21 protein-coding genes and 1 pseudogene are annotated in these 19,205 nt (G+C 46.8%); 10 read left to right on the plus strand and 12 right to left on the minus strand.

The window, feature by feature from the left end:
• The 4 genes and pseudogenes from tuf to bfr all read left to right on the plus strand — a co-directional run.
• Positions 1 to 218, plus strand: a pseudogene (gene tuf / locus EVX52_RS24540) (elongation factor Tu); the annotation flags it as partial.
• Between the two features lie 290 nt (positions 219 to 508).
• A complete protein-coding gene (locus tag EVX52_RS24545; protein ID WP_129992325.1) occupies positions 509 to 2,827 on the plus strand; it encodes a glycosyl hydrolase family 18 protein in 2,319 nt (772 codons plus the stop codon).
• Between the two features lie 185 nt (positions 2,828 to 3,012).
• Positions 3,013 to 3,207 carry a bacterioferritin-associated ferredoxin gene (bfd, locus tag EVX52_RS24550; protein ID WP_129992326.1) on the plus strand — a complete coding sequence of 65 codons (195 nt, stop codon included), beginning with the start codon at positions 3,013 to 3,015 and terminating at the stop codon, positions 3,205 to 3,207.
• An 84-nt stretch (positions 3,208 to 3,291) separates the two neighbouring features.
• Complete coding sequence (gene bfr, locus EVX52_RS24555) at positions 3,292 to 3,771, plus strand: bacterioferritin (protein WP_129955631.1); 480 nt, start codon at positions 3,292 to 3,294, stop codon at positions 3,769 to 3,771.
• A gap of 11 nt (positions 3,772 to 3,782) precedes the next feature.
• On the opposite strand, the gene EVX52_RS24560 is transcribed toward bfr, so the two are convergent.
• Genes EVX52_RS24560 through gspC form a run of 12 tightly spaced genes read right to left on the minus strand, consistent with a single transcriptional unit; the run spans position 3,783 to position 14,851 of the window.
• Complete coding sequence (locus EVX52_RS24560) at positions 3,783 to 4,595, minus strand: A24 family peptidase (protein ID WP_240782881.1); 813 nt, start codon at positions 4,593 to 4,595, stop codon at positions 3,783 to 3,785.
• A gap of 38 nt (positions 4,596 to 4,633) precedes the next feature.
• Positions 4,634 to 5,092 carry a type II secretion system protein GspM gene (gene gspM, locus EVX52_RS24565; protein WP_129955633.1) on the minus strand — a complete coding sequence of 153 codons (459 nt, stop codon included), beginning with the start codon at positions 5,090 to 5,092 and terminating at the stop codon, positions 4,634 to 4,636.
• On the minus strand, positions 5,089 to 6,264 hold the full coding sequence (gspL, locus tag EVX52_RS24570) for a type II secretion system protein GspL (RefSeq protein WP_129992327.1): 1,176 nt from the start codon (positions 6,262 to 6,264) through the stop codon (positions 5,089 to 5,091). The genes gspM and gspL overlap by 4 nt, the downstream gene beginning before the upstream one ends.
• Positions 6,265 to 7,251 (minus strand): type II secretion system minor pseudopilin GspK, encoded by a 987-nt coding sequence (gene gspK, locus EVX52_RS24575; protein WP_129955635.1) that lies wholly within the window; start codon positions 7,249 to 7,251, stop codon positions 6,265 to 6,267.
• Positions 7,244 to 7,927, minus strand: a complete 684-nt coding sequence (gene gspJ, locus EVX52_RS24580; protein ID WP_129992328.1) for a type II secretion system minor pseudopilin GspJ — start codon at positions 7,925 to 7,927, stop codon at positions 7,244 to 7,246. Before gspJ ends, gspK begins: the two co-directional genes overlap by 8 nt.
• On the minus strand, positions 7,924 to 8,319 hold the full coding sequence (gspI, locus tag EVX52_RS24585; protein ID WP_129992329.1) for a type II secretion system minor pseudopilin GspI: 396 nt from the start codon (positions 8,317 to 8,319) through the stop codon (positions 7,924 to 7,926). The genes gspJ and gspI overlap by 4 nt, the downstream gene beginning before the upstream one ends.
• Complete coding sequence (gspH, locus tag EVX52_RS24590) at positions 8,319 to 8,840, minus strand: type II secretion system minor pseudopilin GspH (RefSeq protein ID WP_129955638.1); 522 nt, start codon at positions 8,838 to 8,840, stop codon at positions 8,319 to 8,321. Before gspH ends, gspI begins: the two co-directional genes overlap by 1 nt.
• Positions 8,841 to 8,842: 2 nt before the next feature.
• The gene (gene gspG, locus EVX52_RS24595; RefSeq protein WP_129955639.1) at positions 8,843 to 9,298 is read right to left on the minus strand and encodes a type II secretion system major pseudopilin GspG; all 456 of its coding nucleotides are present in this window, start codon (positions 9,296 to 9,298) and stop codon (positions 8,843 to 8,845) included.
• A gap of 12 nt (positions 9,299 to 9,310) precedes the next feature.
• Positions 9,311 to 10,528 carry a type II secretion system inner membrane protein GspF gene (gene gspF, locus EVX52_RS24600; protein WP_129992330.1) on the minus strand — a complete coding sequence of 406 codons (1,218 nt, stop codon included), beginning with the start codon at positions 10,526 to 10,528 and terminating at the stop codon, positions 9,311 to 9,313.
• Positions 10,525 to 12,051: a type II secretion system ATPase GspE gene (gene gspE / locus EVX52_RS24605; RefSeq protein WP_129992331.1), complete on the minus strand. Its 1,527-nt coding sequence runs from the start codon at positions 12,049 to 12,051 to the stop codon at positions 10,525 to 10,527. The genes gspF and gspE overlap by 4 nt, the downstream gene beginning before the upstream one ends.
• A gap of 3 nt (positions 12,052 to 12,054) precedes the next feature.
• Positions 12,055 to 14,034 (minus strand): type II secretion system secretin GspD, encoded by a 1,980-nt coding sequence (gspD, locus tag EVX52_RS24610; RefSeq protein ID WP_129992332.1) that lies wholly within the window; start codon positions 14,032 to 14,034, stop codon positions 12,055 to 12,057.
• Positions 14,018 to 14,851, minus strand: a complete 834-nt coding sequence (gspC, locus tag EVX52_RS24615; RefSeq protein ID WP_129955643.1) for a type II secretion system protein GspC — start codon at positions 14,849 to 14,851, stop codon at positions 14,018 to 14,020. Before gspC ends, gspD begins: the two co-directional genes overlap by 17 nt.
• A 188-nt stretch (positions 14,852 to 15,039) precedes the next feature.
• Between gspC and EVX52_RS24620 the strand changes: the two genes are divergently transcribed.
• The 6 genes from EVX52_RS24620 to rplW all read left to right on the plus strand — a co-directional run bounded on the left by EVX52_RS24620 (position 15,040) and on the right by rplW (position 19,192).
• Positions 15,040 to 16,569, plus strand: a complete 1,530-nt coding sequence (locus tag EVX52_RS24620) for an ExeA family protein (protein WP_240783500.1) — start codon at positions 15,040 to 15,042, stop codon at positions 16,567 to 16,569.
• Positions 16,570 to 16,576: 7 nt separating this feature from the next.
• Positions 16,577 to 17,062 carry a hypothetical protein gene (locus tag EVX52_RS24625; RefSeq protein WP_129992333.1) on the plus strand — a complete coding sequence of 162 codons (486 nt, stop codon included), beginning with the start codon at positions 16,577 to 16,579 and terminating at the stop codon, positions 17,060 to 17,062.
• A gap of 234 nt (positions 17,063 to 17,296) precedes the next feature.
• The gene (gene rpsJ, locus EVX52_RS24630) at positions 17,297 to 17,608 is read left to right on the plus strand and encodes a 30S ribosomal protein S10 (RefSeq protein ID WP_009639175.1); all 312 of its coding nucleotides are present in this window, start codon (positions 17,297 to 17,299) and stop codon (positions 17,606 to 17,608) included.
• A 33-nt stretch (positions 17,609 to 17,641) separates the two neighbouring features.
• Positions 17,642 to 18,271 carry a 50S ribosomal protein L3 gene (gene rplC, locus EVX52_RS24635; RefSeq protein ID WP_013573687.1) on the plus strand — a complete coding sequence of 210 codons (630 nt, stop codon included), beginning with the start codon at positions 17,642 to 17,644 and terminating at the stop codon, positions 18,269 to 18,271.
• A gap of 16 nt (positions 18,272 to 18,287) precedes the next feature.
• A complete protein-coding gene (gene rplD / locus EVX52_RS24640) occupies positions 18,288 to 18,893 on the plus strand; it encodes a 50S ribosomal protein L4 (protein ID WP_013573688.1) in 606 nt (201 codons plus the stop codon).
• Positions 18,890 to 19,192, plus strand: a complete 303-nt coding sequence (gene rplW, locus EVX52_RS24645) for a 50S ribosomal protein L23 (protein WP_013573689.1) — start codon at positions 18,890 to 18,892, stop codon at positions 19,190 to 19,192. Before rplD ends, rplW begins: the two co-directional genes overlap by 4 nt.
• Positions 19,193 to 19,205 lie beyond the last annotated feature (13 nt).

Below are 19,205 nucleotides of genomic sequence, written 5' to 3' on the forward strand. Positions count from 1 at the left end.
TCTTCAAAGGCTACCGTCCACAGTTCTACTTCCGTACAACTGACGTGACCGGTACTATCGAACTGCCAGAAGGCGTTGAGATGGTAATGCCTGGTGACAACGTGAACATGGTTGTTACGCTGATCCACCCAATCGCGATGGATGACGGCCTGCGTTTCGCAATCCGTGAAGGCGGCCGTACTGTAGGTGCTGGTGTTGTTGCTAAAGTTATCGCTTAATCGCTGATAGTTTATGCAAAATAAAAGGGTGCTTCGGCACCCTTTTTTTATATCATATATTTCCTCTCGTTATTTTTATCTATTAAAAATAGATCCTGCATATATTAACGCGGCGTATATTCTCAATCCCTCTCATTATTAAATAATTTAAATATACTTTTAATGTATCAAAGATGCTTTCACATACTTTATTTGAATTATTCACAAAAAATAATAATTGGTATGATTATTTTGATAATGGAAATTATCAGTCATTCTATTAATATTGGATATATAAATAAGGATTATTTATGAAGCTGAAATATATCGCCGCATTGGTGTCGTTGTCTCTCGTTTCTGCCTCAGCAATGGCAGAATTAAAAGCCAATGATGATACCAACCAGATTGAGGGCACCAATGGTGCCACTATGATGCGCACAACAGATAATGGTGCAACCTGGTTAGTATTTGGAACTACCACTGATGGAGAATCATACGGGGTAGGGAATAATTTCCCTGGCAGGGAAACGGTTGTTGTTGCGAATTTAGATTATAACGTTATCAATACCCCGAGCTATGATGCGGATAAGGCATACAGCACCCCTCAAACAAAAGTTCGCTACAATGGCTACTACTGGACAAACCAATGGTGGGCGAATCCGGGAGAAGTTCCTGGCGAAAATTCAGTCTGGTTGAAAGGTGAGCCAACAAACCTTCAGTCTAATATTTTAGGGACTTACTATTTTACGCCATGGACTGGGGAAAAAGCACTGCAGTATCAGGCAGACACTAAGGCCAAAGTTGCCGCTCAGCGGAAAGTTATCGGGTATTTCCCTGAGTGGGGAGTTTACGAGGCTCATAATTACTTTACACCGGATAAGATTGCGACTGACCAGATTTCACATCTGAACTATGGTTTTGCTGTGATAAAGAATGGGGTCATTACGGCTCATGATACGGCTAAAGCGCCAGAGTTGATGAAAGAAATTGCGGACATCGCCAACTACCGTGGTCTCACTAATATGCTATCGGTAGGCGGGTGGGATAATTCACAAGAAGGTGTGTTCGAAGCGGCAACGGCAACCCAGGAAGGTACTGAACGTTTAGCGCAAAGTATTGTAGATTATGTGCTGAAATGGAAATTCCATGGCGTAGATATTGACTGGGAATATCCAGATAATGATCAGGAAAAAGCACAATTTACCAACCTGATTAAAGTTTTACGCAGCAAGCTCGATACTGCTGGTTTACAAAATGATATTTATTTCCAGTTATCGGCAGCCGTCACCACGAATCATAAGAATATAGAATTCATAAACCCTGCCGAAACTACGCCACTGTTGGATTCAGTAAACGTCATGGCCTATGACATACACGGCGCATTTGATCCTATCACCGGTCATAATGCTCCATTATATGCCAACCGCCAGGATGCTGATCCTAAACTCAATGTTTCCTCAGCAATGCAGGAATACGCCACCACCTGGCAGGTTCCGAAGAGTAAGCTGATGATGGGTATTCCTTATTATGGTCGTGCATGGGGTGATGTGGCAGCCACTGAAATCATCCCTGGTCTTCCAGGTCTGTTCGCAACGGGTTCTGCATCGATTCATGGTGCATGGGATGATGTCGGAGAATTTACCGGAACCAATCCATGGTATGTACTGAAAGATAAACTGGCCAATGCGGATTATGCCCGTTACTGGGATAGCGAATCTGGTGTGCCTTATCTTTATAATGCTAAAACAAAAGAATTTATCACCTATGATGATCCGCAGTCGGTTCAGGAGAAAGTAGATTACATTAATGCACAGGGCTTCGGTGGGGCAATAATATGGGATCTGAGTGGTGATACTTCATCACATGAATTAGGCGCCATTGTTAAAAGTGTTCTGTCTAAACCTGCTGATGAGCCGCATATTACAAACTTACATACCGGGCGTAACATTGCCGATGATAATGCGACTGTTACCGTCAAATGGGATATGGATCGCACGAGCTATAATAATAGAAGATTTGATTTTTTTGTTAAGAACACGGAAGGTAGAGTGTTGTTTTCAACAGGTTTAGGGAAAGGCCAGAATGCCCACAATTGTGGTGTAGCAGATACCGGTGGAGAAACCATCTCTCTCTGCATGCCGGTCGGCCTTGGTCTGGAACCAGCTTCACTGGTGAGTATTGTTGATGCTGAAGATGAAAGTAAAGTGTATGGGAGTTTCACTACGACTCAGGACATGCTAAATACTGCTGATATTCAGGATGTGCAAAAAACTTATTTTGATGAATGGCATGGCCAGTTAGCCTTCAACGTGGTACTTGATACGGAGCTTATGCAATCACGGCAATACCTGAATCTGGTTATTGACCATAAAGACAGCAATGGAAAAATTACCAGTTCGGAACTCTCAGGTTCATTTTATCTGATGGATAGGGTGAGTAAAAACGCAAGTAAATACAGCGACGCGTGGGGTGAATATGCTTTAAATCACCTTTATTCAACCTATGATTATGCGAGAGCAAAAGCAGGCGACGAGTTTTCATTTGTTCTTGCTGATGGAAGCACGTCAGGCGCAAAACGTCTGAAAGTGTTATCGCATCTGACTGTTACACCGGAAGTACTGAAAAAGTAATATTTCATTTTCATGAAATATGGATTTAAGAATAATGCAATAACATGAAGGTAAGGGCTGGCTTCCCGACGGGGGGCGGCCCTTTTTTGCAAGTACGGTGACCAGAAATTTATTGGCGATGAGATTTGCAATACTAACCATTCTCATTTACAGTTAGCTTAAGTTTTATGCGATGTGTGGTTTCTATGTACGTGTGTTTATGCAACAGTGTCAGTGATAAAACGATACGGCAGGTGGTTCGTCGTTATCAGCCTCAGACGTTTCAGCAACTCAGAAACTTTGTTCCTGTCGGTACGCAGTGCGGTAAGTGTGTACGTGTTGCGCGCCAGATAATGGAAGACGAATTACAGCAGATACCGCAGCTAGACAATATCGCCTGAAATACATCGCTAAAAAGTAGGTGTTTTCTTTGACTTACTCTGAACCGGATCTACGCTTTAGGTACCGGAACGGAGGAGTTACCTATGAAAGGCGATAAAAAAGTCATTGCTCACCTAAATAAACTTCTTGGAAATGAACTGGTTGCCATCAATCAGTATTTTTTGCATGCCCGCATGTTTAAGAACTGGGGGCTGATGCGCCTCAACGGTATCGAATATCACGAATCCATTGATGAAATGAAGCACGCCGATATCTATATTGAGCGGATCCTTTTCCTGGAAGGCATTCCTAACTTGCAGGATCTTGGCAAGCTCAATATCGGCGAAGATGTTGAGGAAATGCTGAAGTCTGATTTGCTGCTGGAACTTGAAGGGGCGAAAGACTTACGCGAAGGCATTGCCTATGCCGACTCGGTGCATGATTACGTCAGCCGCGATTTAATGATTACTATCCTTGCTGATGAAGAGCATCACATCGACTGGCTGGAAACTGAACTGGAACTCATCGGGCGTATTGGCATTCAGAATTACATCCAGTCTCAGCTGAAAGAAGAGTCGCAATAATCTCGGGTGTTTTAGCTAAACATCAGCCAGAGGGTTTTGCTTTCCTGGCTGATGTAAACCAGTGCGCCTGCCAGAGCCAGGCAGGGGCCGAAAGGTATTTGCCCCGGCAATTTGTAAAAAACCACACGGATCAGCGCGAACACAATGCCTGTCAGCGCGGCCAGAATGCACAAACAGGGTAACATCTGCCAGCCGACCCAGGCGCCTAGCGCCGCCAATAGTTTGAAATCACCATATCCCATCCCATCTTTGCCACTGACTAATTTGACTCCCCAGTATAAAGTCCACAGTGCAATATAGCCGGCAGCAGCACCATAGACTGAATCCTGAAGCGAAACATTGCCCGCTACGGAGTGAATGAGTAACCCTGCCCAGAGTAATGGCAGCGTCAGCCGGTCCGGAAGCAGGTAAGTGGCGAGGTCTATCAGGCTTAGCGCCAAAAGAAACCAGAACAATAGCAGTGCACTTACCAGGCTCACGGGGGTTACAAATAAGAAGGAGATGCCGAGAAACAGGGCTGCGCAAATGATTTCAGTGAAAGGGTATCTCTTTGAAATAGCGATACCACAATAATGACATCTTCCTCTTAACAGTAGCCAGCTCAGCAAGGGTATGTTTTGCCAGTATTTCAGTGAATGTTTACAGGCCGGACAGTGCGATGCCGGAAAACTCAGATTGAAGCGACTGCCGGCCGGTGCGCCGCTGTTTTGAATCATCAGCGGCAGGCGATAGACGACAACGTTTAAGAAGCTGCCCATCAGCAACCCTAATATGGCGACAGCGGTATGATAAAATCCGCCGTATAATGAAGTGATATGTGCCATGTGCTGCCATCCCTCGCTCATGTGAAATGCTTTGCTGCTTAGCGTAGTGTGAGTTGTGGAACACTTACGCTGCCTGTTTGCCCGGTCCCCGTCACTATCGTTATTGCCACGACCTGAATACCGTATTCCTGGCTGAGAACTTCAAGCCAGCGCAAAAGTTCGGCGTAAGAAATCTGCTCGTAGCTGAGGGTAATCCCCCGTTCGTCTGCGAGGAGCTGAGGCAATTGCAGGGATAAATGTGTCGCTGAGGTATTGATGGCTTCCGTCAGTTTATCTTTCTGGACCTTCCCTCCTGAAGGCGCGCCGAGCTGTTGTGTCTGCTGAACCATCCATTCAAGCTGGTGGTGTTGCGTGTTGATCCGTACCCGGGATTGGGCGATCCGGCTGTTGAGCGGGGTCAAAATGCCGTACCAGACACAAGCCACTGCCAATAGAAACGCGGCAATCAGTATTAGCCATCTTTCTCGTTTATCTTTAAGCATCAGCCACTGTTTCATGAATTACTCCGCTGAGTCAGCGTAGCGGTGATGCCCGCTGAAGACGTAGCTAAATTTGAAATAGCAAAGTGAAAATCGCTGTCTGTCCGTTCGACAAAATCATCAATCGCCGCCCGGTCATCAGTCGTCACCTGCAGGGTGAACTGCTTGGTCTTTTGCTGAAAATCTAATTTATCGATGGTAATTTGCGGGATCTCCTGCTGGTAAGCGGTGAGCTTCGCCAGTGCAGGAAGAAAGGCCGTGGGCGCCTTTTTGATATTTTGTTCAAAATAGAACTTTACATTACGGGTGTGCTTGTCCTGCGGAAACCAGGTCTGATGCAGTGCCAGCATCTCGTTTTTCAGTAACGATTCTTGCTGTGAAACCTGCCACCAGGTAAAAAGTTTGGCACTGATCATCACTATTACCGTGAATATCATCATGCTTGCTGCCACCCGTTGAAGATGCCGCCCCCAGGCGGGTTCCTCTTTACGCACGGCGAACTCTCCCTGCAGCAGGTTTACTGCAGATGAAGAATTATTTTTCATCATAATCAGGGGATGGAAAGGCAGGTCAGCGCGTACCCAGTCAGAAGAGATTTCTTGTTCCTCCCCGTAATAATATAAGGTTTCCGGCGTTGCAATTTTAAGCAGCGTATCGAGCAAGACCTGCTCAATCTGGCAGCCTGAGTATTCTGATTGTCGAAGGATCCAGTGCTCATCAAGCCTCATTATCGACCAGCCTTCTTCATGCCATGGCAGCAGCAAGGCATCAATATAAATGTGCTTTATTGTCAGTCCTGCATCGCTAAATCGCTGCAGACAATTTTTTAAATAATCTGCTTCAATACCCGCCACAAATAGTGTCTGCTCTTCACGATAAAGTTCCACCCAATGCAATGTGTCGATATCGCCGGCAATACTTTCCTCAGTCAGATAACCAATCATCTGGCGGGTAATTTTACTCGCGCGCTGAGGCAGTACGATCTGGCGAAAAATGACTTCACTGGCCGGGATGAACAGACAAACATTTTGTGCCGCAGGTTGTGTGGCGAGTGCTGATAAATGTCCTGTATCCGGCAGGCAATGAATATCTTCATCACATTCTGCCTGATCCGTGAACCAATAAACTGAGTGCTCTGGCGAAGTGCCAGCCCTGATAAATAGCCTGTTGGCCAGATGAAGTTGTTCCATTTACTCAATTACCCGATAGCGTCGCTGATAAATTGTGATTTTTGAATCCTTTGGATTGAATTGCACAAAACTGGTCATAGCATTTTGCTGTTCTTCAAACCGCCCTAGCGTATAGAGTACGAAGTACTGGCTGCGTACCGTCAGCAGAGGCTTTAATTGACTGCTTTGGATTTCCAGCGTAAATCGCTGTTTTTTTGCCTCTTTCAGAAAAGCGTCAACAGAAACCCAGCCTCTGCGTGGCCGCGCTGAAATTAATGCCATCGCGTCCTCCTGATTAATCCCTCCCAGAAATAAGGCGCTCAACAGGGGGGCCTGCTCTTCGGTCAGCGTATTGATGTTAATTTGCTGAGACTCTTCGGGGAGGATGCAAAGCTGTTGGCGGATCTGGTTGAGTGGCAGACGAGGAAGATCGGGGAGTAACGCCAGTTCATTCAGGGAAAAAAGACGTTGGTTAGCTGCAGCGCGGGGCATTGCCAGCGTTTCGTAATACCCGGATTCAGCACCGGAAGTTCGGGCCTCGTTATCGGCATCCAGATAATCGCTGAGAGTATCAACGAACCGCTCAGTTTCAACGGATGTTGCCTGCGCATTGAGAAGAAGCTGTTTCAGTACTTGCGTATTGTACGGTTCATCCTCTGACTTCGTATCAGGTGCGTTATTACGCAGGCTGTTAAGGTTAAAACAGTTTTGTCCATCCGCAATAATATAGTCCACTGAAAACCCGTCCTGTCCGGTGAAGTTACCTTGCTGAACAGCAAATAGATCAAGACTGTTGCGGGTAGGATTTTCAATCATTTCATTTCGAAGTTGCGGCAAAGCAATTTCTTCGGCGGCAAAGGTTAGCCAGCGTAATTGCTGTTGATTGAGCAACCAGCTTTGGCGCTGATGGCTGACCTGAAATTGCAGCGTCATTTTTGCTGCCAATGCAGCCATAATGGCAAGGATCATTAAAACAATCAGTAGTGCTACACCTTGTTGCTTACTCATTAATGACGCTCTCCCCGTTTAAGGGCATCGGAGCGGCGGATTCCGTACTGCTTTGCTCAGGCGCTTTTTCCGCTGATTCAGTATTCATCTCCTCAATGGTTTGAGGCAGAAGAAATAACCGACGTATTTCTCCTATGTCGTCCAGCGTGACAACGAGTTCAATCACGTTGGGAAAAGCATTCTTGTTGTTCCAGTTGTTGCTCCAGTTGCCGGAATAGAATCGCCAATGCAGAGAGTTCACACCTGTCAGCAGGGTAACGGCGGGAATCGGTGAAGAATCTTTCAGTGGCCGGGAAGGAAGAGATTGTGCACTTCGCGTTAGTGTGTGGTGGGTAAATGTCCAGGTAGCCTGGATAAGGTCACTGGCAGATAAGGGTGCTGAGGCAGAATAACTACCAATGGTAGTAAAACTTAATGACGTCTCAGAGGCGGATAAAAAAGCCTCTTTCTCAGCGATTTTCCGGGGCAATATCTGGCTGAGATCCCGTTCCATCAAAGAAAATGCTGTCTGAATCGCGGTCAGTCTTGCCGTGTGTTCTTGTGCCATTTCACTGTTTTTTACGGATGCGGAAAGGATCTGATAAGCCAGCAGGCTTAATAGTGCAAATATCGCCATCGCAATCATAACTTCAATCAGCGTGAACCCCTGTTGTTTGCCTACCGGCTGGCTGCTCATGGTTTTTTTGCCATTATCTGAGTCCAGCTGCTAACGGAAAGGAGCGGCGAACGTGTATCTTCAGCCTGAAAAACCTGTACCTGGTTCTGGCTAATTTTGTTGTCTTTATCTTGTGTGACTTGCTGTTCAACGAACCACTCCTGGCCGGCCAGTGCCACTTGTCCTTGTCCTTTTTCTTTTTTCGCAGATTTGATCTGTGCTTCTATCAGCGTATTTTCAGCAACCCAGCTGGCAAAGAGAGAGGTTTGCAGATGGTCTACAGCGCTCATTTGCGAACTCATACTGTTCAGTAACGCCAGCGCAGCCGTGGCAAAGATGCCAAGGGCAATGATCACTTCTATCAGGGTCATACCTTGCTGATTTTTAGCGTCAGGCGTTGAAGATATGTACATTATTTTTCAGACCTTCTGACATGTAATATCAGTGGCAGTCGTCCTTCAGAAATGATGCTGCAACAAGCCGGTTCCGATGCAGACGAAGTGAAACTGAGTTCAAATACTGAAAGTGTTCCGTCGGGCATAAAAACAATCTGTGGTGGACGGTTGATTGATTTATTGAGTGCGAACGGGCTGAGCGAAAGGGTTTCGTTTCCCGCTAATTCACCGCTGACAGGCATGCGGGAAGATTCAATCTCTTCCCACTGAGGCTCACGTGTTTGTGGTATTAACGGTAGCGTGCCACCTAAAACCACAAACCGATAAGCGCCGGCCGTTAAAGAAAGCCCGAGCGGCTTTCCTTCCAACACGGCACGCTCAGAAGCATATTCCATCACTGTTTTCATTTGCTCAGCGCGTTGGATTTGTGAGTTGTCAGACGGTAAAACCATGATGACTACCCCTGCTGCAATAGCGAAAATAGCCAACACCATCAGTATTTCCAGCAGCGTAAAGCCGGATTGTTTGGCTGCGGACAAAGTTACTGATCCTTCTCAACCCAGTTCTTGATGTCATCCGCAGTGTTGGGCTCACTGTCAGGCCCGGCAGAAAAAACATCGATAGCCCCATGTTCACCCGGGCTGACTAACATGTATTCGTTGCCCCAGGGGTCAGCGGGTAAACGCTTTATATACCCGTCATTACGGTAATTGGTTGGTAATGGACTCAGGGTAGGTAAAGTGACAAGAGCTTCCAGAGTTTGTTCGGTTGTCGGATAGCGATGGTTATCCAGCTTATACATGTCGAGGGCGTTCTCGAGGGCGACGATATCGCTGACGGCTTTTTGTGTATCAGCCCGTTCTTTGTTGCCCATGACATTAGGAACAACGAGCGCCGCCAGCACGCCGAGAATGACGATAACCACCATCAGTTCGATTAATGTAAAACCTTGTTGCTTCTTAGGAATAACGGGATGATTTTTTTGAGTATTTAACATTGAGTTGTACCTTTAACTGACCAGATTATTAAGCTGGAGAATCGGTTGTAAAATCGACATGATGATGAACAAAACAATACTGGCCATCGTGACAATCAGCAGGGGTTCAAACAGTGCTAATACCATTGAAAGCCGGTGCTGCATCAGCTTGTCCTGATTGTCGGCCGCGTGTGCCATAAGCTCGCCAAGACGTCCGCTTTGCTCGCCGGAAGCAATCATGTAAAGCATCATGGGAGGGAAGAGACGGGTTTGTTCCAGAACAGCAAACAGCGAACTGCCCTGACGAACATGTTCTGCCGCCTGAGTAAGTAAATAGTGGATCCGCAGGTTAGTTATCCCTTCTGTTGAGATTTTCATCGCATCAAGTAAAGGAACACCGCTCGATTGCAAGATACTGAGAGTGCGGGCATATCGGGCACTATTGATGGCCCTGATCAGCGGCCCGACCACGACAACGCCAAGCAACATCGTATGAAAACGCATACGATTATTTTTACGGCGCAGAGCTAGCCTGAAGGTACCGATGCCAGCGATAACCACGATGGCAATCAGCCACCATTCACGTTCCAGGAAACCGCTGACACCGATTAAAATACGGGTGGTCACAGGCAGCGTATGTTTCATATGCACAAACTGCTCAATGATTTGCGGGACAACGGCAACCAGTAAAATGACGATCACCAGAATGGCAACCAGGGTGAGCATGGCCGGATAGATCATGGCTTGTGACAACTTGCTTTTGATCTGCTGGCGGATTTCATAATAATCCGCCATTTTCTCCAGTACGGTGCCGAGTTGACCCGTTCTTTCACCTGCGGTGACCAGAGTCCTGAACATCGGATCAAATATGCGAGGAAAATCAGATAACGCATCGGCAAGTGTATGCCCTTCCACCACTTTGTTACGAACGGTGGTGAGCACTTGCGTCAGTCCGGCGTGCTCGGTTTGCCGGGCAATGACGGCAAGTGCGGCTTCTATGGGCAGGGCTGCATTGGTTAATGTGGCGAGCTGGCGCGAAAACAGTGAAACAGCATGTGAGGGGACACGCGTTTTCAATCCCTTACTTTTACTATTTCCAGTTATCAGCGGGTTGCCAACCGGCTTTATTTCAAGAAGTGTTAAACCCCGCTCACGCACAATCTGACGCGCCAGACGCAGAGAATCAGCGTCAATGACTCCCCGCTGCGTTTTGCCCGTCGGGGAGGTAGCATGAAAGGCGAAGCGACTCATGAGATTGTTCCCTGTGTCGCTATCTCTTGTTCAGCAGTAACTCTGATCACTTCTTCCAGTGTAGTCTCGCCGCTGATGGCTTTAAGCAGGCCATTTTCCCGCAAGCTTCGGGCGGTTTTGCGATGAATATTCTCAATGGAAAATTCATCCTGATTCTCATGAATTGCCTGACGTATAGCGTTATCAACCACCATACATTCGTGGATGGCGGCCCTGCCTTTATAGCCTGTGAAATGGCAATGAGAACATCCTACAGCTTTAAAAACAGAGGAGGGTGGCTCAGGCAGAAAGTGGAATAAAGGAAGGTGAGACTCCTCTAACGGGAACGGCCGTGCACAATGCGGACACAGACGTCGCACAAGTCGCTGAGCTACTACACCTAATAACGAAGAGGCGAGAAGGAAAGGCTCCAGACCCATATCCCGTAAGCGGGTGATGGCACCGACGGCACTATTCGTATGCAAGGTTGACATCACCAGATGGCCGGTCAGTGAAGCTTGTACCGCGATTTGAGCTGTTTCATTATCGCGGATCTCACCGACCATGACGACATCCGGGTCCTGACGCAAAATCGCCCGCAAACCGAGAGCAAATGTCATATCGACGCGGGGGTTAACTTGTGTTTGCCCCACACCTTCCAGTTCATACTCAATCGGGTCTTCGACGGTGAGAATGTTACGCTCGTTATTGTTGAGGGCCGAGAGAACGGCGTACAGGGTCGTGCTTTTACCTGAGCCAGTCGGCCCGGTGACCAGAATAATCCCGTGAGGTTTATGGATTAATGCCGACAGCTGTTGTTCATCCTGCGTAGACAGACCCAGTTGTGAAATATCGAGGCATAAATTATTTTTATCCAGAAGACGCATCACGACACGTTCACCATATTGAGCAGGAATGGTCGATACGCGGATATCGATCGCCCGGTGACCAATACGTAGCGAAATACGCCCATCCTGAGGTAAACGTTTTTCGGCGATGTCCAGTTTTGCCATCACCTTGATACGCGATACCAGAAAAGGCGCCAGCTTGCGGGCAGGTTGCAGGATTTGCCGTAATACACCGTCGATACGAAACCGGATACTGAGCATGCGTTCGAAGGTTTCGATATGAATATCCGAAGCGCCCTCTTTGACGGCTTCAGAAAGCACTGCATTAATCAGGCGGATGATCGGCGAATTCTCATCACTGGCCAGCAGATCTTCGTTATCCGGTAATTCCTCAGACAAAGACAGAAGATCGACCTCGTTATCAATATCATCAATAATTTGTTGCGATTCGCCGCTGCTACGCTGATAGGTTGCGGATAACTTTTCATCGAACAGCGTAGTTTCCACTATTTCGACTGACGTTATTTCCCCCATAACCCGACGTGCCTCGAGCAGGGTTTCCACTGAAATGTCCTGACGGCAAAAAAGCACGTCATTAAGCCGCGTGACGCCTTTTTGTTTGGCATAAGCATAAGGCAGAACACGAACTACTTGTTCTACAACGGATTTTTTTGACAATTCGTTATCCTTGTTCATGGCTTATCCACTAAACGGATTACGAGGTTTGCCGGCATTAGGCGTGGCCGGTATGGCGGTTTTTGGCGCTTTATTTTCAGGGTAGTCAGGCAAAACAGAACGAGTATTGGGTGTGAGCAGATCTTCATGATCTTCAGCCTGACGTGTTTTCTGAAGCTTTTGAAAATGCGAATATTTCTTATTGGAAAGGGAAGAGTAAACTTCATCATCGCGAATAATGGTCGGCCTGATAAACACCATCAGATTACGCTTTGCTGATTCAGTGCTGGTGTAGCGGAACAAATTGCCTACCCATGGGATATCACCCAACAGCGGCACTTTGGATTTGGTTTCTTTGGTGCTGTCATCCAGTAAGCCGCCCAGAACCACAGTTTCACCCGTACGAACCAGCACGGCATTAGAAATGGTTCGGGTATTGAAGGTGGGGCCAAGAGTCGAGTTAGTTGAAGTATCAACACTGGAAACTTCCTGTTCGATGTCCATCAGGACAGAGTCACCCTCATTGATCTGCGGTGTGACCTTTAATTTTGTGCCGACGGTTTTGTAAACCACACTGCTATAAATGTTATCGCCAGACGTGGTTTGTGAGCCGGAAAGGGAAGGAACTTCCTGACCGACATTGAATGAGGCTTCTTTATTATCAAGGGTGACAATGCTTGGCGTGGCAAGAATATCGTTTTTATTACTGGTAGATAACGCAGTGAGTAAGACGTTCCAGTCACCGCTAAAGAAGCCTGCGGTCATGCCATTGAAGGTCTGCAAAGTGCTGCTCAGAGGGTTATCGCTGCTGATAACGCCTTCTTTTTTGTACTGACGTACTCCGGGTGCAACGGTCGATATTGGCGCGCCTGTACCGGTAAATTGTGTTCCACCAACCTGGTTGTTACTCCACTGGATACCCAAATTGAGCCCGTTACCATCCTGTACTTCAACAATAATGGCCTCGACTAGCACCTGTGCCCGGCGGATATCAAGCTTGGTGATGACCTGCTCAAGTGACTGCATCACATCTTGCTGAGCAGTAATAACGATGGAGTTGGTTTGCTCATCAGCCGTGATGCTCATAGGTTTGTTAGAGGCTGCCGAAGTCTGAGCAGTTTTGCCTTCTTTCATCTCCTGAGTAATGCCTGTCAGAACGGGAACGATCTTTTCCGCTTTGGCATATTTCAGATAAAAAACACGGGTGTTGCCCTGAGAAGACTGGTCTTTATCCAGCTGATTAACCAGTTTTGCTGCGCGGCTTCGTACGCTCTCTGGCCCGCTGACAATGAGCGTGTTGGTTCTTTCATCGGCGACAATTTTGGCTTGTAATATGGATGATGATTGTCCTTTTGATTCTTCACGAACCAGGTTGTTCATCATCTCAGCCATTTCGGGAGCAGAAGCATATTTTAGTTTGATGGTTTGTCTTTGCTGGTTGCCCATCGCGTCAACGCGTTCGACCAGATTAATGAGCCGGTTGACCACCGATGCCCGGCCAGTCAGAAGCAAAACATTGGAGGGTTCGTAATGAACAACATTCCCTACGCCTGTACTGTCATTCATCTGGCGAAGCAAAGGTGCCAGTTCTCTGACCGGCACGTTAAGAAGCGTAATGACGCGGGTAACAATTTCATCTCCCTTACCGGGACTGTTTTTATCCGCGACGGGAACACCAGACATTTTGGCATTCGCTGAACGTACGACCTTCAGTAGCCCGTTATCCATGGGGATCACCGCAAAACCATAGATATCCAGCACACTTAGGAAAAATTGATAGTATTGTTCTTCATTCAAGACATCATAACTTCTGACAGAAACAGTCCCCTGCACGGAAGGATCGATAAGAATAGTTTTATTCAGATTTTTGCTTACCGTATCAATAAACTCTTTAATATCCGTGCCCTTAAAACTCGCAGTAAATTCTTCCGCATGTACAATTCCTGGAAGGGTAGCAAATAATATGCATGCCTTTACTAAGAGAGGGTTAATGAACTTCTTCATGACTTTCAGTATCCAACGATGTTTCGATAGTGGCTAAATTTATATAGATATTCTGAAGTTGGCTTTCTCTCAGAACGGTAAGTTGTACATCCCTCAGGCTTGCCAGTTGTTCAATGTATTTATCTGCTGTTGCGGTGTCGTCAAGAGGTTGTCCGTTTATTTTAATGACGACCTCACCGGGAATAAGTCCCGCTCTAAGATAAATATTACTGTTCGTTCTGGGGTTAAATCTATAACCTGTAAGTTTCTCATCTTTATATATGGGGTTGGCAACTAAATAATGCATTAAGTATTTTGCATGTTCTTTGTTAGCCTTCTCTTTTTCTGGTTTAAGATGTTTATTTTCCCGAGATTTATCATTGAGGTATAAAATCGCTATTCCCCTGGGAGTTCGTATTTGAACTTCATCTGCTTTTACCGACTCCAAGTAAGCATTTTCCACATCAGCGAGCTTTTCGCCTTCACGATAACTTTGTTGACCTGACGGCCCCTGGAGGATAGCCAGTGAGCGCCGGGTGTCAGTACTTGTCAGAACGCCCTTAAGGAGTAAGGGGAGTTTCACGCTCACGGCGGGTGGCGGAGTTGCCTCTTTAATCGCTGATTTTTTGGGTTTCTCAAAGAGTGTGCCCGGTATATTTACAAGCGTTTTGGCCTCACCGGAGGTCTTGGGTATGCTCTTAATGCTTTCCCGGCTATTTAGTACAGTAACAGCGATTATTGAGCAACAAATCATTATGCAGGTGAATGTTATGAGAATAAACATTCCGATCTTCAATGATATCTTCGGCCAATGTCCTTTATTCCAGGCGGCATACATGTGTTGGATCATTCCTTTGTGCTTTCATTATTCCAGTGGGTTACTTATTAAGCTATATTATACGTAGAAAAACATTGATTCACATTAATACATGTTCAATATGAATGAGGTTGTGATTCTTGATTTTCAGATTTATTCCTCTTTCGGTTTTTTTTATTTAAAAACATTCATTGAATGTATAAATGGTTATGGACATTGGTATGTACTGTGATTACTTTAAATTCATCACCTCTCCTTTTGAGGATGGTAATTATTTCAATAATATACGTTTATTAGCCGCCCAGGATTTCATTCTGCAGAAGCTCAATCTGGGAGGTGTCGCGATACTCAGTGGTAATAAAGGCGTTGGCAAAACACGACTGGCGCATGAGATTGCCCGAAGGAGCCAGCGCAGGGTATTACATTTAAGTGCGGCTTCCTTGAACGGAGCAGACAGTGAGAGTCTGGGGCAATTGCTAGCTTGTTGTTTTCAGTTGAAAAAATGGCGCGCATTACCGCCCTCGATTGTAACCATGCGAATCGCAGAGTCCTTTGAGCATCATGGAAATATCACAGAGCCATGGCTGGTTGTCGTTGATAATGCTGAAAACCTCACGGCAGAAAGTTATGAATTTTTACGGACATTCAAAGCGTATCCGCAATCTCTGCGCGTCTCGTTCCTGTTAGTAGAAGAACATAAGGGAGGCGCAGGCAGCAGGCGGCATAAGAAGGGGCTACCCCATGCGGTTTATTCACTTTCTCCGATGAATTTCGCAGAAACATCGGATTATCTGTCCCAAAGATTGCAAGCAGCCGGAGGGGAAGAGGGCATTTTTAACAAAGCGGCCATTGAATTGTTGCAGAGTGCTTCTGGTGGGAGGTTCCAGCTTATTAATGCGCTGGCAGCAGATTCACTTAACAGCGCATATGCAGAAAAAACGCAGTCAGTCACTTACCGGCAAATGAAAGTTTGTGTCGAAACCCGGGGGCTCTCTCCTGGCAAAAAGAAATGTCTCACGCTACTCATCGCGTGTTACATGCTTTTTGGCGGTGTGTTGGGATGGACTTATTTCAGTTATGCAAAGCCATACCTTCCGCTGACGTTGACGCTTTCCGAAAGACTTCATGAAATCCCTGCAGCGGCCAAGACACTGAATGATGTTGGCAGTAATGAGCGTAATGGCATGCGCCAGCTCTTTAAGGTATGGGGCTATGATGTGCCGACTGATGATGCGTTCTGTGATCAGGCCGTGCGTGCACAGCTCACGTGTAAAAAGGGTAAGGCGACATTAGAGGCTTTAGTGCAGGAAGGCATCCCATGGGTGAGTCCGATTACAACAGATAAGCAGTCCGTCTACGTTACCGTTGTGAAGGTCACGGATGAGACGTTAGATATTCTTATTAAAGATGAAACGTGGACAGTTCAGCGCAGCTGGTTTAACGAAGTCTGGGGCGGCGAATATATCCAACTATTCCCGCAGACTCCAAGTGGTAAAAACACCATCAACAATACGAGTTCGGAAGCTGATACCGCCTGGCTGGATATGACGTTGAGTAAAATCCTGAACCAGCCATTCAGCAAAACGGGTCGGTGGGACAAGGATTTGATTGAGAAGATTAAATTATTCCAGCAACGGGAAGATCTTGTTGTTGATGGAAGGGTAGGCAAAGGCACCCTGATGCAAATCGCTAAACGTACCGGCAACATGCCAGTACTGCTTACAAAAGAAGAGCTTTAAAATAAAAATGCAAAATATTCATTTATCGGCTTACACAAGCCATTTAAACAAACAAAAGGTGAAGGTGACGGTCCATCGTCCGCTCAGAAAAAACGTGTATTGCCTGATGCTAAGTAGCCTATGTTTGTTGGCTGGCGCGGTGGCCGGGACTTATCTTCATATAAGTTACCTTAACTGGCAAAGCCACCGTATAGAAATCAGTGAAGATTCCCCTCTTCCTTATCATCAATCTCCGTTGCATTACATTTATAAGAACAAAGCACTGCCTGCTGTTAGCCAGACTGCCTATACAGATGACAACGCAAATGCGGAGGAAGAACTGCCTGAAGAAACTTCATCTATGGAGACTGAGTCTCAGGAAGGGGCGCCGCCAGATGAAAGTGATGAGAGTCAAATCATCAAGTTAGAGGAGGGAAGCCCTGACATGCCCTTACAAGAATGGCTGAAAAAAGCAATGCAGGAGCAGCAGCAAGAAGAGAAGAGCGCAAAATAAAAGCATTTTCTTTATAGTTCAGATTGCTTCTTGCGGGTGTTTAAGTATAATGCGCGGGCTTACCTAATCTTGGTAGGTCTGATTCAATGAGAATCAGATGGCCGATAAGTTTACTTGCCGGTCAACAATACTCCCGATATGGGGGTTATGTGAAGAACGATTACACTCTCCCATCAATCGAAATGGGTTTGAGGAGTAATTATTTACGTTTAAAATAATTGGAGCTCTGGTCTCATGCAGAACCAAAGAATCCGTATCCGCCTGAAAGCGTTTGATCATCGTCTGATCGATCAATCAACTGCGGAAATCGTTGAGACTGCGAAGCGCACTGGTGCGCAAGTTCGTGGTCCAATCCCGCTGCCGACCCGCAAAGAGCGCTTTACCATTCTGATTTCTCCGCACGTCAATAAAGATGCGCGCGATCAGTATGAAATTCGCACTCACAAGCGTCTGGTTGACATCGTTGAGCCAACCGAGAAAACCGTTGATGCTCTGATGCGTCTGGATCTGGCTGCTGGTGTAGACGTGCAGATCAGCCTGGGTTAATCAGGGTCATTGAGCGATTGAGAGGTTGAAACAATGATTGGTTTAGTCGGTAAGAAAGTGGGTATGACTCGTATCTTCACTGAAGATGGCGTTTCTATCCCTGTAACCGTTATCGAAATTGAAGCAAACCGCGTTACTCAGGTCAAAGACCTGGACAACGACGGTTACCGCGCTGTACAGGTTACTACTGGTAGCAAAAAAGCTAACCGTGTAACCAAACCAGAAGCGGGTCACTTCGCTAAAGCTGGCGTAGAAGCTGGCCGCGGTCTGTGGGAATTCCGCCTTGCAGAAGGTGAAGAATTTACTGCAGGTCAGAACATTAGCGTTGAAATTTTCGCAGACGTTAAGAAAGTTGATGTTACCGGTACTTCTAAAGGTAAAGGTTTTGCTGGCACAGTTAAGCGCTGGAATTTCCGTACCCAAGACGCTACCCATGGTAACTCCTTGTCTCACCGTGTTCCGGGTTCTATCGGTCAGAACCAGACTCCGGGCAAAGTGTTCAAAGGCAAGAAAATGGCAGGCCAACTGGGTAACGAGCGTGTAACCGTTCAAAGCCTGGACGTAGTACGTGTTGACGCTGAGCGCAACCTGCTGCTGGTCAAGGGTGCTGTTCCGGGTGCTACCGGTGGCAACCTGATCGTTAAACCTGCTGTTAAGGCTTAACGTCGAGGAGATAGGAATGGAATTAGTAGTGAAAGACGCGCAGAGCGCGCTGACTGTTTCCGAAACTACCTTCGGGCGTGATTTCAATGAAGCGCTGGTACACCAGGTCGTTGTTGCTTATGCAGCAGGTGCCCGTCAAGGTACTCGCGCTCAGAAGACCCGTGCTGAAGTAACCGGTTCCGGTAAAAAACCTTGGCGTCAGAAAGGTACTGGCCGTGCGCGTTCAGGTTCTGTTAAGAGCCCGATCTGGCGTTCCGGTGGTGTAACCTTCGCTGCAAAGCCACAGGACCACAGTCAAAAAGTAAATAAAAAGATGTACCGCGGCGCGCTGAAAAGCATTCTGTCCGAACTGGTACGTCAAGATCGTTTGATCGTTGTCGAGACGTTCTCTGTAGAAGCGCCTAAAACTAAGCTGCTGGCACAGAAACTGAAAGACATGGCTCTGGAAGACGTGCTGATTGTAACTGGCGAAGTCGACGAGAATCTGTTCCTGGCCGCACGTAACCTGTACAAGGTTGACGTTCGCGATGTAGCAGGTATCGATCCAGTAAGCCTGATCGCCTTCGACAAAGTAGTTATGACTGCTGACGCTGTGAAGCAAGTTGAGGAGATGCTGGCATGATTCGTGAAGAACGTCTGCTGAAAGTGCTGCGCGCGCCGCACGTTTCTGAAAAAGCGTCTACTGCGATGGAAAAGAACAACACCATCGTTCTCAAAGTTGCCAAAGACGCGACTAAAGCGGAAATCAAAGCTGCGGTTTCGAAACTGTTTGAAGTCGAAGTCGAAGATGTGAACACTTTGCTGGTTAAAGGCAAAGTTAAACGTCACGGTCAGCGTGTTGGTCGTCGTAGCGACTGGAAAAAAGCTTACGTAACCCTGAAAGAAGGCCAGAATCTGGACTTCATCAGCGGCGCTGAGTAAGTCGGAGGAGTAA

The organism is Rahnella sp. CFA14(1/10) (genome assembly GCF_004195095.1).
In the GTDB taxonomy this organism is placed as follows: domain Bacteria; phylum Pseudomonadota; class Gammaproteobacteria; order Enterobacterales; family Enterobacteriaceae; genus Rahnella; species Rahnella perminowiae.

Excerpts from the sequence above, each read along its gene's own strand:
- EVX52_RS24620 (WP_240783500.1), top strand. The coding sequence starts at position 15,040 with ATGGACATTGGTATGTACTGTGATTACTTTAAATTCATCACCTCTCCT.
- gspE (WP_129992331.1), bottom strand. The coding sequence starts at position 12,051 with ATGAACAAGGATAACGAATTGTCAAAAAAATCCGTTGTAGAACAAGTA.
- gspD (WP_129992332.1), bottom strand. The coding sequence starts at position 14,034 with ATGAAGAAGTTCATTAACCCTCTCTTAGTAAAGGCATGCATATTATTT.
- EVX52_RS24560 (WP_240782881.1), bottom strand. The coding sequence starts at position 4,595 with ATGGCACATATCACTTCATTATACGGCGGATTTTATCATACCGCTGTC.
- EVX52_RS24625 (WP_129992333.1), top strand. The coding sequence starts at position 16,577 with ATGCAAAATATTCATTTATCGGCTTACACAAGCCATTTAAACAAACAA.
- gspI (WP_129992329.1), bottom strand. The coding sequence starts at position 8,319 with ATGTACATATCTTCAACGCCTGACGCTAAAAATCAGCAAGGTATGACC.
- gspC (WP_129955643.1), bottom strand. The coding sequence starts at position 14,851 with ATGTATGCCGCCTGGAATAAAGGACATTGGCCGAAGATATCATTGAAG.
- bfd (WP_129992326.1), top strand. The coding sequence starts at position 3,013 with ATGTACGTGTGTTTATGCAACAGTGTCAGTGATAAAACGATACGGCAG.
- bfr (WP_129955631.1), top strand. The coding sequence starts at position 3,292 with ATGAAAGGCGATAAAAAAGTCATTGCTCACCTAAATAAACTTCTTGGA.
- rpsJ (WP_009639175.1), top strand. The coding sequence starts at position 17,297 with ATGCAGAACCAAAGAATCCGTATCCGCCTGAAAGCGTTTGATCATCGT.
- gspK (WP_129955635.1), bottom strand. The coding sequence starts at position 7,251 with ATGAGTAAGCAACAAGGTGTAGCACTACTGATTGTTTTAATGATCCTT.
- gspJ (WP_129992328.1), bottom strand. The coding sequence starts at position 7,927 with ATGAGCAGCCAGCCGGTAGGCAAACAACAGGGGTTCACGCTGATTGAA.
- gspG (WP_129955639.1), bottom strand. The coding sequence starts at position 9,298 with ATGTTAAATACTCAAAAAAATCATCCCGTTATTCCTAAGAAGCAACAA.
- EVX52_RS24545 (WP_129992325.1), top strand. The coding sequence starts at position 509 with ATGAAGCTGAAATATATCGCCGCATTGGTGTCGTTGTCTCTCGTTTCT.
- rplC (WP_013573687.1), top strand. The coding sequence starts at position 17,642 with ATGATTGGTTTAGTCGGTAAGAAAGTGGGTATGACTCGTATCTTCACT.
- rplW (WP_013573689.1), top strand. The coding sequence starts at position 18,890 with ATGATTCGTGAAGAACGTCTGCTGAAAGTGCTGCGCGCGCCGCACGTT.
- gspM (WP_129955633.1), bottom strand. The coding sequence starts at position 5,092 with ATGAAACAGTGGCTGATGCTTAAAGATAAACGAGAAAGATGGCTAATA.
- gspL (WP_129992327.1), bottom strand. The coding sequence starts at position 6,264 with ATGGAACAACTTCATCTGGCCAACAGGCTATTTATCAGGGCTGGCACT.
- rplD (WP_013573688.1), top strand. The coding sequence starts at position 18,288 with ATGGAATTAGTAGTGAAAGACGCGCAGAGCGCGCTGACTGTTTCCGAA.
- gspF (WP_129992330.1), bottom strand. The coding sequence starts at position 10,528 with ATGAGTCGCTTCGCCTTTCATGCTACCTCCCCGACGGGCAAAACGCAG.